Genomic DNA, 14,149 nt, shown 5'->3' with positions numbered 1-14,149 from the left:
GCGCCCGCTGCACCTGCTGCGCCTGCCCACCGACGGCTGGTGGCCGCTGCTGGCGGCCATCGGGACGGCGGGCTTCTTCCTGTTGCTGACGGTCGAGCTGGCGGTGGCGGCCTTCGCCTTCGGGGCGGTCGCGATCGTGGCGGTGCTGCGCTGGCTCTGGGCCACGGACCTGCCCCCGCCGCGTCCGCGCATCGAAGCCGCGCAGGGCGTGCAGCTGCCCGTCGGCAGCAGCAGGCTCGCCGACTCGCATTCATGGTGGGCGTCGCTCATCCTGGTGGCGGTCGACATGACCGTTTTCGCGTCCTTCGTGTATGCGCATGTGCATGTCGCCATGGCCGCGGATACCTGCCCGCCGCCAGGCGCTGCGCTGCCGGCGTTGCGCTGGCCCTGGGCGTCGGCCGCGCTGCTCGCCATGGGTTCGCTGCTGATGGCGACAGCGCCGCGGCGGCTGCGCGATGCCGACCCTCGCGCGCAGCGAGTGTTGCGACTGCAGGTGGCGCTGGCCATGCTGTGCGTGGCCGGCGCTTTCGGCATCGACCTGCTCGCCCAGGCCCAGGCCGGCCTGAATCCGCAGGCCCAGGCGTGGAGCGCCACCGTCGCCATGCTGCTCGCCTACCAGGGGCTGCATGTCGTGGTTCTGATGATGATGGGCGCCTACCTGCTGGCCCGCTCCTTTTCCGGCCGCCTGCAACCGCAGGCGCGCGCGACGCTCGACAACACCTTGCCGCTGTGGCATTGCGCCACTTTGCAGGGCATCGGCGGCCTGCTTCTCGTGCAGGGCTTGCCGCGGCTACTGGGCTGACGGCCCAGACCTGCACGCCGGCCGACATGCGGCGTCGGCCGCTGCCCACACGTGGCGCCGTGCCGCCGCGCAGAGTCGAGCCATGCCATCGACACGGAGGACCATCATGGCCACCAGCAGCATCCTGGGCGGCGAGCACGCCCCATCAAGACCACGCGGCACCGACGTGGATTCGCTCGGTCCGAGCGACACCAGCGACAGCGGAAGCGACGTGCAGACCGACCGCAGCCGCAGCGCCCTGCCCGACGGGAGCGCCGAAGGCGCGCTGCCCATTTCGCACGGCACCGACACCGATGCCGAGGGTACCGGCGAGCGTGCGTCGGCCGATCCCACTGCTGCATCGGACGATGCCGACATCCTTCCCGACCGCATCGGCACCGTGCCTGACGACGTCGGCGAGGTGACCGACGCGGTCGACGATCCCGACGCCGCAACGGCCGGGGAGCTGGCGGGGGAAGCGGACGACCTCGACGTCGGCGACGACGAGGACGATGGCGGCGATGAGGGAGACGCCGGCTCCGCCCCACTCGGCCGCCCGGTGCCGGTCAGGCGCGGTTCCTGAGAGGGGTCAGCCTTCGATGCCCGCCAGCAGGTCCTGCGATTCTTCGTCGAAGCCCGGCACCGGCTGCGCCTTGGCCAGGGCCATCCAGACGCCGAAGGGTAGCCGCGGCTGCGCGCGGTGCACGGCCGCGCGTGCCACCACCAGCCGCGCACCCTGTGCGACCAGCACGCCGCATTCGGGCGGAACCTCTTCGGGCTCGGCGATCGGCCGGCCCCTGGCATCGCAGCCCAGCACGTACCAGCACTCGCCGCCCACGTCGAGGTAGGCCGCGCGCTTGTCGGGCTTGCGCAGGTCGCCGAGCAGATCGGCGCGGCTGACCTTCACCTCGTGGACGATGGGTTGCGCGTAGGCCTCCACGCTCGTGTTGCGGATCGAGAACACGTCGGGCCGCGCGATGCACCAGCGCGGCCGTTCGTTGCCGTGCGCTGCGGGTAGCCGCGCACGCAGGCTCACACCACGCCAGGCGATGCGCCCGGCGCGCGTCATCTCGCGCGCCACGTGCTCCACCAGGGCCTCGTGCCGCGAGCGTGCAGCCCGGTTGACGGCCAGGTTGCCTGCGATGTGGGCGATGCCGGCGTCGCTCACGCGCAGCGTCTCGTGACCCTGCGGCCAGCGCACGCGCTCCAGCAGGCCGGCTGCCAGCAACTCGACCTCGATCTCGTCGCAGCAGGGCCAGCCGGCCGAGCGGTACATCTCGCGCAGGCGCCGCGCATGCAGGCGCCCGAGCGCTGAAGCGCCGGGCGGCGGATCGGCCACTGGCGGCGGTGCGCCGGGCTCGGTCATGGGCGGATCGGCCGGCGGCGGATCTCCTTCGGGCGGCGGCGAAGGCGCGGCCGGTGGCGAAGGCGGTATCGGCAGATCGGGAGCGGGGGGCGGCGGGCCGATGGGTGCGTCGACGCCGGAGCGCTGCGGGGCAAGTGCGTTCATTGCGCTAGGGTAGCGAAAAGCGCGGACTCCGGCGATGCCCCGGGGTGCCGCGCGCGGGATTGCCCGCGAATGGCCAACGGCAAGACGGGCGATACCCGCGCCGGTTGGCCGCTATTGACGACACAGCCCCAAGACCGTCTAATGCCCCACCTGTCGGCGCCCGGCCGGCACTCCTGAAGGTGCCCTGCCAGGGCCAGCCCCCCCGATCTCACACCCCAACCCCCGCAGCGGAATAAGCATGAGCGTGCACAGACGCATTCAAGGCACCTGGATTCGTGTGGATTCCAACGGGCAGGATGATGCCGCTGCGCACGCCGGCGACGAGCCTGAAGACGTTGAGGCACTCGCTCATGAATCGGCCGCGGCAATGCAGATTCGCAGGGCATTCCTGTATTGCTCGTTACTTGGTTTCTCCCTCTACGCACTGCTGGGTCTCGACGACGCGGACAACAAGGACTTCGTCGTGACGCTCGCCCCGGGCCAGTACGTGCACATGCTTCGCACCACGGCGCAGCTCTCGCTTACCGGACTCGATCAAGAAATCGGCCATGACGCCGGCTTCATCGAAAGCGTCGAGGCCGGCGAGATCGACCTGGTGGAGTACCCCGTCCAGCTTGCGCTCGACATCGCGCGGAGCACTCGATCTCCGGCCTGTCGACTGCTCAAGGTTCTGGAGCAAGCAGCCAAGCGCTCCTAGCGCCGTCTAACGCGGCCTCGGCACCACCGCGCCGGCCCTACTCGGCCCGCGCCCGATCATCACCCAAGCACTCAGCGCACTCAGCAGTGCCAGACCGGCGCAGATCAGCATCACCCATCGGAATCCCGCCACAAAAGACTCGGCCACCACTCGCTTGAGCGCCGCACCGGCCGCTGCATCGATGCCCGGCGGCAACTCCGCCCCCGCCAGCTTGCTCCGCTGCCCCTCGATGAACGCACTAGCCTGCGCCGATGCCCCTGCCTCGCGCAAACCTTCCGCCAGCACCGCATCGAAAACCCACGCCATCACCACCCCGAACACCGCAATCGCCAACACCGATGCAGCACGTGACACGGCGTTGTTCACGCCCGATGCAATCCCCGCGGCCTCCGGCCCGACCGCATTCATCACCGTCGTCGTCAGCGGCGCTACCGTGACCGTCATGCCGAACCCCAGCACCACCACGGCCGGCAGGAAGGCCGTCCAGTAGTTCGCCCCGACGCCCGGCACCGCGAACAGCACGAAGCCCGCCGCCGCGATGCTCGGCCCCACCATCAGCGGCAGTCGTGGCCCGAAGCGATCCACCAGTTGTCCTGCCCAGCCCGAAAGCACGAACATGATCAGGATGAAAGGCAGCAGCGCGGCACCCGCCACCGTGGCCGAGTAACCCTGCACCTGGATGAGGTTGAGCGGAAAGAAATACAGCCCTCCCCCCAGTGCCGCATACAGCAGCAGCGTCAGCAGGTTGGCCCCGGCAAAATTGCCGATGCGCAAGAGCGGCAGGGGAAGCATCGGCGACGCGACACGCCGCTCGACCACCACGAAGACGAGGCTGCCTGCAATGCCGATGGCCAGCGCCGCCAGCACGGCTGCCGAGCCCCATCCCTGCGTGGGCGCCTCGATGAAGGCATAGACGATGCCGCCCAGCGCTGCGGTCGCCAGCGCGGCGCCCCACATATCCAGCCCGCTCCCTGCGGAACTGCCGCGACTCTCCGGCACATGGCGCCACACGATCCACAGCACCGCCAGCGCCATCGGCACGTTGATCAGGAAGGCCCAGGTCCACGAATAGTGATCGACCAGGAATCCGCCGAGCACCGGACCGATGGCCGCTGTGATGCCGCTCGCGCCGGACCAGGTGCCGATGGCACGGCCCCGCTCCTTCTGCGCGAAATTGGCACTGATGAGTGCCAGGCTGCCGGGAACGAGCAAGGCGCCGCCGACGCCCTGCGCCGCACGCGCCAGGATCAGCTGCTGCACCGTCCCCGACAGCGCGCACCCGACCGAGGCCAGCGCGAAGAGCACGACGCCGAGCGCGAAGATGCGCCGCCGCCCGAAGAGGTCGCCCAGCGCGCCGCCGACCAGCAGGAGCGCAGCCAGGAAGAGCGCATACGACTCCACCACCCATTGCGCCTGGAAGGCCGTGGCGTTCAGCTCGCGCTGGATCGCGGGGAGCGCGACGTTGACCACCGTGCCGTCGATGAAGGCCATGCTCGAGCCGATGATGGCCGCGGCCAGCACCCAGGGCTTCGAGCGCGGCGGGCATGGGGTCGCTTCACAGCCATGCCGGATCAGGGCGTCGTCTCCCGGGAGCTTGCCGATCTGACTCATGGCGAAAGTATCGGTGCTTGGCGATTCGTAAGGTGCATCTGACGGTCAAGAACTTCTGGGGGCGTTGGCCAACTCCGTCGGGTGCCTACCTACCAACATTGGTAGTTGTCAGATCTGGAGGGCTTGCCCAGAATCCGCGCCTCTCAACACTCTCGCAGGGAGCGCATGCGCAAGACAAGACAACCGCCGACGGGATTGGCCGTCATCGTCGACGCCTATTCCACAGGATCATGCTTACCGAAGGAGTTCGGACATTTTGGGATCAAATGTGTCCACGTTCAGAGTTCACCAGACATCCCAGCCGACTTCCTTGCCGCCTTTCGCGTCAGCGATTTCCAGCAGCGCTTCGTCGTCGCTGGTCCAGGCGGCGTCGATGACATTGCGACCGAACTGAAGAGACTCGCGCCCATCATGTGCGTGGTCGCTGGCACGGAGACCGGCGTCGAGACGGCCGAGAGGCTGGCACGACTGCTGCACGTCCCCGGAAACGATCCGCGCACGAGCCGCCTGCGAAGGGACAAATACGAGATGCACGAGCGCCTCAGGAAAGCTGGTCTCTCCGCGCTGAGGCAAGCGCGTTGCCTCACAGTTGGCGATGCGCTCGACTGGGCGGGGGCACTGCGAAGCTGGCCCGTGGTCGTCAAACCATCGGCGAGCGCGGGCGCCGACGGCGTCAGGTTCTGCAACGGCATGCCCGAAGTCGCGGCGGCCGTGGATGCCATCCTTGGAAAGCGCAACAAGCTGGGCGGCATCAATGACGCTGCAGTCCTGCAGGAAAAAATTGCCGGGCAGCAGTTCATCGTAAACGCGGTCAGCATTGGCGGCCGCCACTACATCTCTGAGATCTGGAAGGACGACAAGACCGCAGTCCCCGGCGCGTCACTGATATGCGACCGCGAAATACTGCTGGCACCGAACAGTGACCTCACTCGCGATCTGGGGCGCTACACGACTGCGTGCCTGGACGCCTTGGGAATCGCGGAGGGACCGTCGCATACGGAACTGTTCCAGACTGAGAGTGGGGGACTGCTGCTGATCGAAACCGCGGCTCGCATGCAGGGAACGATCGATCACGAGGCTGTTGTGGAGGCGACCGGACACTCTCATGTCACATTGACAGTGCTCCGCCATGCTGACCCTGCTGCCTTTGCCGAATTGGTCGGGATGTCGTATGCCCGCAAGAACCACCTGCATTGCGTCACCCTCTCTTCGACGACGTCGGGGATCCTTAAGGAGAACAGGTGCCACGAAAGGGTACCCGCGCTGAAGTCCTTCCGGTCTCTGATCCACGCGCCAGAACCCGGCGAGACGGTGGCCCGAACCATCGACCTGTTTACCAACGCTGGCATTGCATATCTCGCCAGTGACAGCAAGGAAGACCTTGAGCGGGATTACAGGCTCATTCGTACTTGGGAAGCCAACGGCGAACTCTTCATACTTGAATAATACATTCCTACAGCAATGAATTTCAAACAAAATCGGAACGATGTCGATGCCCTGCTCGCAGCCCATTTTTCCGGGTTTGGCAAGCAAGTACAGGGCTGGCGAAAGGAATTCGATCTCCATCAGTGCGTGAAGATCGGAAATTTTATTCCGCATGCGCTACAGGCCGATCTTCACAAGGAGGCGCGCAGGCTATTGGCTGAAAAGGCGGAACGGCGGAATGTGAAAATTGCGTCGACCGGAAACACCCCGAGAAGCTATCGGAGCGTGGGACGGGACGCCATCCGAGCAACAGGTCTTGTGACGCCGGCCCTGTTCCATTCGGATACTTTGCTGATGCTGCTGAGCATTATTGCGGGTGAAAAAATTTATAGAATACCTTATGCACCAGAAGAATATATTATCAACAACCAATGCGGACCCGGTGACACGCATGGCTGGCATTGGGACGACTACACCTTCGCGCTGATTCATGTCGTCGAGAGTCCGAATCCACTATCTGGCGGGCGCATTGAATACATTCAGAATGTGATTTGGGACAAGATGAATTCAGAAAAATGCGTCAAGAAGGCCCTGGAAAATCGCCTCATCACAAGCATGCATGTGCAAAGCGGGGAAACCTATTTCATGAAGACGAACACCACCTTGCATCGCATTTCCCCGCTCACTGAAGACAGCAATAGAATTGCAATTATTTATTCCTTCGCTTCTGAGGATGATCTGACGGACCCATCTATCGAGCATGCGACGATGGAAGTCATCTACCCAACGGACACCGCCGCCCATTTGGTGCAGTCATTGGGCAAAGAAATCTCTTGAGAGCAAAGGCAAATCATGACCAGAGCAAACCCAATTCCGGAGGATGACGGAGCCTTCATGCAAAACCCAAAAGACGGATTTCCGATGGAGTTCGTGCATGCTGCTCGCAGCTTGGGTCGATATCGTAATACAGAGCAGGAAGCCTATTTACTTTCTCGGATCCTGCCACTTGCGAGTCATTCGAAAATCTTGGATATCTGCTGCGGCTTTGGGCGCCTTTCGGGAAAAATGTATTCCCTTGGATATGACGTTACCGGCATCGATATTTCCGCTGTCCAACTATCAATGGCTCGATCTGAAAATCAGGGCCCTCGATATTTGGCAATGGACATGCGAGCACCACCTTTGGAGAAATTTGATGCCCTCCTCAGCATGTTCACGAGTTTTGGCTACTTCGCGGATCCTGCCGATGACATCCATATGTTAAAGACCTGGGCCTCACGTCTCCGGCCAGACGGAATACTTGTAATGGAGCTGGCTGACATGGAGTGTGCACGAACCAAGCTGCCGGCTTTGGACACTTCTTTTGTCCGGCACACCCTCGATGTGGAAGAGCATTGCCAGATGGATTGGAAACGAGGAATCTTCAAGGTCGCGTATCGGCAAGGGGATACAGAATTCACGTGCTGGACTCGGCTCTACGAAAAAGAAAAGCTAAGAGACTTTTTGCTGCACGCAGGTTTTCGCGAAGTCCAACTTTTTGGAGATCTCGCACTCAATAATAAAAACCCCGAAAGCAATCTCGTCATCGTCGCGACGAAATGAGAAAAAGGTCCAATCTGTTAAGGCACAGTGCGGAGCTATTGCAATTGAGCGGGCCCATCCTGTTAGCACACGTGACACTCCTGTGCAGCGGCATCGCCGACGCCGCAATGGCTGGAAATTATGGGACGCAGGCGCTTGCTGCGGTCGGCATCGGGTCAAGTCTGTGGGGGACAGTGTTCGCATCCTTCTTCGGCATTATTCAAGGGCTGTCTCCCATCATTGGACGGAAGTTCGGCGCAGACGAGACTTCTCAGATCGGTGCCTGGGTCCGCGCGAGTACTTGGCTGGCAGTGGTGCTCGGCGCTGCTGGCGCGGTAATTCTGGCTCTCGTGGCCCAGCCCATTTTCAGATTTGCGCGTGTCCCGGAAGAGGTTCTATCAGCGGCTCTGGACTACGTGAGCATCGTCGCCATGGCGTTGCCGGCGGCTTTGCTCATGCGCGTCTTCTATGCACTCACCTCGGCGATAAAGCGTCCGAAGCCGATTGTCTGGATCAACGCTTGTGCACTGCTCGTGAAGGTGCCTCTCAGTTTCGTGCTGATGCATGGCCTTGCGGGCGCCCCTGCACTGGGGTTGGCAGGTTGTGCCTACGGCACCGTAGCGATGTTCGTCTTCATGGCGCTGATGAGCGGTGTTTGGTTGCTTGTAGACCCTTGCTATCGACAACTTGGACTGCGTTTCCGGCCAGCGGGTGCAGACTGGCGCCGGGCATGCCGCGTGCTCGCGCTAGGCGTTCCGATCGGCATCTCGTACCTGCTTGAGATCGGCTCGCTGACCGTGATGGCTTTCATCATCGCGCGGCTCGGCGCACTCACCACTGCCGCACATCAGATTCTTGCAAGTTTGACTGGCCTGATGTTCATGAGCCCGATGGCGTTGGGTGTGGGCGCTCAAACGCTGATCGCCAATGCGATCGGCAGGGGGGACCGGGCGGCGGCGCGGGATATCGCGGGCACGACCATCTGCTTATCCATCGTTTGGGGCTTGGCTGCCGCTGCGTCGCTGCTGGGAGCTGCTTCCTTGGTTCTGCGCGCCTATACCTCGGACCTGGAGGTGACCGAAATGGCCCTTTCCCTCATGCCCATATTCGTGCTCTACGTGGTGTTCGATGCCATCCAGATCGTCGCGGCCAGCGCCTTGCGCGGCTACGAGCAGACGCTGGTGCCTTCATTGGTGTATCTGGTCTCGCTGTGGGGCGTCGGCGTGCTTGGCGGCCACGTGCTGACACACGGGATTGCACTCACCGTGGATTGGGCGCCGGCCATTCCTGCCCTGGGACTTCAGGGCGTCTGGCTCGCCGGCACTGCCAGCCTTTTTACGTGCGCATTGGGGCTCGGCTACCTGCTTGAGGTCCGGAGCCGGTCTTGAGCCATCTTCAGCCTCACCGCTCAAGCGCGGCGGGTGCGCGGCTCGCGCGTGCGCAGCGTGCTGCACACCGCCGCCACGGCCGCGCAGGCCGCGGCCAGGCCGAGCGCAATGAAGGGCCCGCGCCCCTCGTGCGGGCTCCACGCGCTGAAGATCCCGGCCAGCAGCACCGCACCCAATGTCTGGCCTGTGAGCCGCGCAGTGCCCAGCATGCCGCTGGCCGCGCCGCTGCGGTGCGCGGGCGGCGAGGTCACGATGGTGTGGTTGTTGGGCGACTGGAACAGGCCGAAGCCCAGTCCGCACAGCGCCATGCGCCACACGATGTCTGCATTGCCCGGGTGCGCGGGCAGCGCCGCCAGCAGCACCAGGCCGAGCGACAGCAAGCTCAGGCCGATGCCGCCCAGCCAGCCATCCGGATAGCGGCCGATCATCCGTCCGGCGACCGGCGCCATCACCACGATGGCCAGCGGCCACGCGGTGATCAACAGGCCGGCCTCCACGTGCGAGCGCCCGTAGGTGTCGAGCAGCAGGAAAGGCAGTGCGATGAAGGACAGCATCTGAGCGCAGAAGGCGCCCACCGAGGCGCCCATCGACAGCGCGAACACCGGGATGCGCAGGAGGTCCACCGGGAACAGCGGCACGGCAAGCGCGCGCTGCCGCCGCAGGTAGACGACGCCCACCGCCACCCCCGCCAGCAGCAGCGCCCAGGCGAGGGGCCCGGCGCCCTGCCCCGACTCGCCGCGCACGCCCAGGCGGTCCGCCCCGACGAAAACCAGCGAGAACATCAGCACGTTGAGCAGCACGTCGACCCATGAGAAGCGCTCGCCGGCAACCGCGGCCGCGCGTTGCGCTGGCAGCGCGCGCCAGCCCAGCGCCAGCACCAGCAGGCCCAGCGGCACGTTGAACGCGAACAGCCAGGGCCACGAAGCCACCGAGAGGATCGCCGCTGCCACCGATGGCCCCGCCACCGAGGCGCTGGCAACCACCACCGAGTTGAGCGCCATGCCCCGGCCCAGTTGCGCGCGCGGATAGACCACCCGCACCAGCGCCGAGTTGACGCTCATCAGCCCGGCGGCGCCGAGCCCCTGCACGGTGCGCGCGGCGATCAGCGTGCCCAGCGAGTCGGCCAGCATGGCGCCCAGAGAGGCCAGCGTGAACAGCACCATGCCCCACAGATACACCCGCCGGTAGCCCACCAGGTCGCCGAGCGAGGCCAGCGGCAGCAGCATCACCAGCGTCGCGATCTGGTAGGCATTGACCACCCAGATCGCATGCGCCGGATCGGCCTGGAGCTCGCGTGCGATGCCCGGCAGCGCGAGGTTGACGATGGTGCCGTCGAGCACCGCGACGGTGATGCCCAGGATGATCACCAGCATCGCCCAGCGGCGCTGCGGCTGCGGCAGCCCGTCCGCTTCGGGCAGCTCTGCAAGGGCGGCCGGCTCAGCGGGCCGCATATGCCATGGGCCGGTGCGCGCCGAGCGTCAACCAGGTGAGCACGACGGCGATCAACGCGCCGGCCGCCATGCCCGCGACCATCGGCAGCGGCCGGCCGTCGGTGAACAGGCCGATCACCGCCATCGCCACTGCGCCGGTGAGCATCTGCAGCGTGCCGAGCAAGGCCGAGGCGGTGCCGGCGATGGCGCCGTGTTTCTCGAGCGCGAGCACGGATGTGGTCGGGATGACGAAGCCCATGAAGCCGCTGGCGATGAAGTACAGCACGATCAGCACCGCCAGGCTGTCGCCGCCGGCGAGGTAGTACGCGAACATCGCGAGCATCACCACGCCGCACGCGCTCACGCTCGCCTTGACCACCCGCACGATGCCGAAACGCTCGCACAGCAGGCCGTTGAGCTGGGCAGCGCCGAAGAAGGCCGCCGCGTTGATGCCGAAGGCAAGGCTGTAGAGCGTCGGCGAGAGCCCGTAGTGGCCGATCATCACGAAGGAGGAGTTGGCCAGGTAGGTGAAGAAGCCTGCCATCGCAAAGGCGCCGATGAACACAAGGCCCAGGTAGTGCGCATCGCGCAGCAGCACCCCATAGGCCCGCACCGCGCTGCCCAGGCTGCTTTCGACGCGGTCTTGGGCGGGCCGCGTTTCCCTGAGGGTCGCGGCCATGAGCGCGAGGCCGGCCACGGCGGCCAGGGTCACGGCCCAGAACACGGCACGCCAGCCGGCGATGGCGATCACCGCGCTGCCGGCCAGCGGCGCCAGGATGGGCGAGACACTGAAGACCAGCATCAGCAGCGACATCAGCCGTGTCGCATCGTTGCCGGTGTGCATGTCGCGCACCACGGCCCGTGGGATCGCCATGCCGGCGGCGGCCCCCAGGCCTTGAACGAAGCGCAAAGCGATGAGAGTCTGGATGTCGGTGGCCAGGGCGCAGCCCACGCTCGCGGCCGCGAACAGCAGCAGGCCAAAGTACAGCGGCGGCTTGCGCCCGACCATGTCCGACACCGGGCCATAGAGCAACTGGCCCACGCCCAGAGAAATGAAGAAGGCCGTGAGACTCATCTGAACCGGGCCGATGCCGGCGCCCAGGCTGGCGCCGATCTCGGGCAGCGCCGGCAGGTACATGTCGATCGCGAAGGGCCCGATGGCCGACAGGAGTCCGAGCACGAGCGCGATCTTGAAAAAGCGCGAGGAAGTCATTCGTAGAGGTTGGAAGAGGGATGCCCCGGCCGCATTGTGAACGCGGCCGCAATGGGCAAGCGCCAGCGAGATGGAGCTCGCTGTGCTAGGTCAGCCCCCCAAGGCTCACCGTATGAGCAACACGGGCGTCTTGTCGTGTCGTCAAGGGTTCGAGCGCCGCTGCCCTCCCCCCAGCCCTCTCCCGCCGGGAGAGGGCGCAAGTCTGGCTAGTGCAGGAGCTTGACGCCGGTCTTGGCCTGCAGTGCCTCGAAGGTGACGCCTTCGGCCAGCTCGATCACCTTCAGGCCCTCGGGCGTGACGTCCATCACCGCCAGGTCGGTGATGATGCGGTCCACCACGCCCACGCCGGTCAGCGGCAGGGTGCACTCCTCGAGGATCTTGAGGTCCTCGGTGCCATCCTTCTTGCGCGCCACATGCTCCATGAGCACGATCACGCGCTTCACGCCGGCCACCAGGTCCATGGCGCCGCCCATGCCCTTGACCATCTTGCCGGGGATCATCCAGTTGGCCAGGTCGCCCTTGGCGCTGACCTGCATGGCGCCGAGGATCGAGAGGTTGATCTTGCCGCCCCGGATCATCGCGAAGCTGTCGTGGCTGCCGAAGATGGCCGAGCCCGGAAGCGTGGTCACGGTCTGCTTGCCGGCGTTGATCAGGTCGGCATCGACCTGGTCCTCGGTCGGGAAGGGGCCGATGCCCAGCATGCCGTTCTCGCTCTGCAGCCAGACTTCCTTGTCGCCGACGAAGTTGGCCACCAGCGTGGGGATGCCGATGCCGAGGTTCACGTAGAAGCCGTCTTCCAGCTCCTGGGCGGCGCGCGCCGCCATCTGGTCTTGGGTCCAGGGCATATCAAGCCTCCCGCCGGGCCGCCCCAAGGGCGGCTTGCGCCCCCTCGGGGGTCAGAGAGGACACGAAGTGCCGAACGTGGGGGCGTTTCATTTCAGATTCCTTTGCTGTTCTTGACGGGTGCCGGCACCTCGCTGCCGGCGGCTGCCTGTGCGATGGCGGCCTGGGCCTCGACCTTGGCGGCGGCCACGTCGACCGCTGCGCTCACGGTGCGCTTCTCGATCCGCTTCTCGGGATTGGCGTTGAGGACGATGCGATGCACGTAGATGCCCGGCAGGTGGATGTCGTCCGGTGCCAGTTCGCCGACCTCGACGATCTTCTCGACCTCGACGATGCAGATCTTGCCGGCCATGGCCGCGGCCGGATTGAAGTTGCGCGCCGTCAGCCGGAAGCGCAGGTTGCCCGACTTGTCGGCCACATGCGCCTTGACCAGCGCCACGTCGGGCACCAGCGAACGCTCCATCACATAGGTTTCGCCGTCGAACTCGCGCAGCTCCTTGCCCTCGGCCACCAGCGTGCCGACGCCGGTCTTGGTGAAGAAGGCCGGGATGCCCGCACCGCCGGCACGCAGCTTCTCGGCCAGGGTGCCCTGGGGCGTGAACTCGAGCTCCAGTTCCTTGGCCAGGTACTGGCGCTCGAACTCCTTGTTCTCGCCCACGTAGCTCGCGATCATCTTCTTGATCTGGCGCGTCTCCAGCAGCTTGCCGAGGCCGAAGCCGTCGACGCCGGCGTTGTTGGAGATGCAGGTCAGGTTCTTGACGCCCGAATCGTGCAGTGCATCGATCAGGGCTTCGGGGATGCCGCACAGGCCGAAGCCGCCGACCGCGAGCGTCTGGCCATCGGCGACGACGCCCTTGAGCGCCGCGTCAGCGGAGGGATAGATCTTGTTCGCCATGATTCCTCGTTCGGAAATGGTGGTTGATGGACAAGCCGGACGATACTACGTATGCGCATACGTAGTATTTCGTAATGGAGACACCGGACACCGCCCTCGCCCCCATCGACTACAGGCTCGCCTTCGAGGAGGCGCCGGTGGGCATGGTGCTGTCGCGCCACCGGATCATCGTCGATTGCAACGCGCGGCTGTGCGAAATGTTCGGCGCCACGCGCGATGTGCTGATCGGGCAGTCGTTCCGCGTGCTCTACCCGAGCGTCGCCGAATTCGAGCGCATCGGCAAGCGCATGGAGCCGATTCTCAACGCCAGCGGCCGCTACGCCGACAACCGCATGATGCGGCGCGTTGGCGGCCTGCACGGCGCCTTTGCCGGCGAGACCTTCTGGTGCCACGTGAGCGGCCAGGCGCTCAATCGCGCGGCGCCGCACGAGGCCGGCATCTGGACCTTCGAGGACCTGGGCTCGCGTCGCGCTGCCAAGGCCGAGCTCACGCCGCGAGAGCGCGAGGTGGCGGCGCAGCTGATGAAGGGCCTGACCTCGAAGGAAATCGGGCGGGCACTGGGCATCAGCCATCGCACGGTCGAGATCCATCGCGCGCGGTTGATGCGCAAGTACGCCGCGGCGACGACGGCGGAACTGGTGCAGAAGCTCATCGCGGCTTAGCGCCTGGAACCATTTCCAACCCCCTGCCACTCAGCTTGGGTCAACGAGGCATGTTCGTCGCCTGCAGTTGAAAAAATGATCGTGTGGGACCGATGGTGCAATCCGCCGGAAGT

13 protein-coding genes and 1 pseudogene are annotated in these 14,149 nt (G+C 65.3%); 8 read left to right on the top strand and 6 right to left on the bottom strand.

Features of this window, described 5'->3' with window-relative positions:
• Together APY03_RS29150 and APY03_RS29145 are read left to right on the top strand one after the other, a co-directional pair.
• Positions 1–802, top strand: a pseudogene (locus APY03_RS29150) (cytochrome ubiquinol oxidase subunit I); the annotation flags it as partial.
• 106 nt (positions 803–908) lie between these two features.
• Entirely contained in the window at positions 909–1,364 is a 456-nt protein-coding gene (locus APY03_RS29145; RefSeq protein ID WP_068682492.1) for a hypothetical protein, read from the top strand.
• A gap of 6 nt (positions 1,365–1,370) precedes the next feature.
• Here APY03_RS29145 and APY03_RS29140 read toward each other — a convergent pair whose 3' ends face one another.
• The gene (locus APY03_RS29140; RefSeq protein ID WP_068682491.1) at positions 1,371–2,291 is read right to left on the bottom strand and encodes a hypothetical protein; all 921 of its coding nucleotides are present in this window, start codon (positions 2,289–2,291) and stop codon (positions 1,371–1,373) included.
• A gap of 277 nt (positions 2,292–2,568) precedes the next feature.
• On the opposite strand from APY03_RS29140, the gene APY03_RS29135 reads away from it, so the two are divergent.
• The gene (locus tag APY03_RS29135; protein WP_068682489.1) at positions 2,569–2,988 is read left to right on the top strand and encodes a hypothetical protein; all 420 of its coding nucleotides are present in this window, start codon (positions 2,569–2,571) and stop codon (positions 2,986–2,988) included.
• A gap of 6 nt (positions 2,989–2,994) precedes the next feature.
• Here the strand turns inward: APY03_RS29135 and APY03_RS29130 are convergent, their stop codons facing one another.
• Positions 2,995–4,599, bottom strand: coding sequence for an MFS transporter (locus APY03_RS29130; RefSeq protein ID WP_068682487.1), 1,605 nt, complete (start codon positions 4,597–4,599; stop codon positions 2,995–2,997).
• A 165-nt stretch (positions 4,600–4,764) separates the two neighbouring features.
• Between APY03_RS29130 and APY03_RS29125 the strand changes: the two genes are divergently transcribed.
• Genes APY03_RS29125 through APY03_RS29110 form a run of 4 tightly spaced genes read left to right on the top strand, consistent with a single transcriptional unit; the run spans position 4,765 to position 8,993 of the window.
• Positions 4,765–6,045, top strand: a complete 1,281-nt coding sequence (locus tag APY03_RS29125) for an ATP-grasp domain-containing protein (protein ID WP_068682485.1) — start codon at positions 4,765–4,767, stop codon at positions 6,043–6,045.
• Between the two features lie 15 nt (positions 6,046–6,060).
• A complete protein-coding gene (locus APY03_RS29120) occupies positions 6,061–6,861 on the top strand; it encodes a HalD/BesD family halogenase (RefSeq protein ID WP_068682483.1) in 801 nt (266 codons plus the stop codon).
• A gap of 15 nt (positions 6,862–6,876) precedes the next feature.
• A complete protein-coding gene (locus APY03_RS29115) occupies positions 6,877–7,626 on the top strand; it encodes a class I SAM-dependent methyltransferase (RefSeq protein ID WP_083944631.1) in 750 nt (249 codons plus the stop codon).
• Positions 7,623–8,993: an MATE family efflux transporter gene (locus tag APY03_RS29110; RefSeq protein ID WP_068682479.1), complete on the top strand. Its 1,371-nt coding sequence runs from the start codon at positions 7,623–7,625 to the stop codon at positions 8,991–8,993. Before APY03_RS29115 ends, APY03_RS29110 begins: the two co-directional genes overlap by 4 nt.
• A gap of 20 nt (positions 8,994–9,013) precedes the next feature.
• Here the strand turns inward: APY03_RS29110 and APY03_RS29105 are convergent, their stop codons facing one another.
• The 4 genes from APY03_RS29105 to APY03_RS29090 form a co-directional block, all read right to left on the bottom strand.
• Positions 9,014–10,444, bottom strand: a complete 1,431-nt coding sequence (locus APY03_RS29105; protein WP_068682477.1) for an MFS transporter — start codon at positions 10,442–10,444, stop codon at positions 9,014–9,016.
• Complete coding sequence (locus APY03_RS29100; RefSeq protein WP_068682475.1) at positions 10,431–11,636, bottom strand: multidrug effflux MFS transporter; 1,206 nt, start codon at positions 11,634–11,636, stop codon at positions 10,431–10,433. The genes APY03_RS29105 and APY03_RS29100 overlap by 14 nt, the downstream gene beginning before the upstream one ends.
• A 206-nt stretch (positions 11,637–11,842) precedes the next feature.
• On the bottom strand, positions 11,843–12,481 hold the full coding sequence (locus tag APY03_RS29095; RefSeq protein WP_068682473.1) for a 3-oxoacid CoA-transferase subunit B: 639 nt from the start codon (positions 12,479–12,481) through the stop codon (positions 11,843–11,845).
• Positions 12,482–12,573: 92 nt separating this feature from the next.
• Entirely contained in the window at positions 12,574–13,374 is an 801-nt protein-coding gene (locus tag APY03_RS29090; RefSeq protein WP_068682471.1) for a CoA transferase subunit A, read from the bottom strand.
• A gap of 74 nt (positions 13,375–13,448) precedes the next feature.
• Between APY03_RS29090 and APY03_RS29085 the strand changes: the two genes are divergently transcribed.
• Positions 13,449–14,036: a LuxR C-terminal-related transcriptional regulator gene (locus APY03_RS29085; protein ID WP_068682470.1), complete on the top strand. Its 588-nt coding sequence runs from the start codon at positions 13,449–13,451 to the stop codon at positions 14,034–14,036.
• Positions 14,037–14,149 lie beyond the last annotated feature (113 nt).

The organism is Variovorax sp. WDL1 (assembly GCF_001541225.1).
Lineage (GTDB): Bacteria > Pseudomonadota > Gammaproteobacteria > Burkholderiales > Burkholderiaceae_C > Variovorax.
Note: the sequence above shows the minus strand (reverse complement) of the source record. Positions and strands in the feature narration are given on the sequence as shown.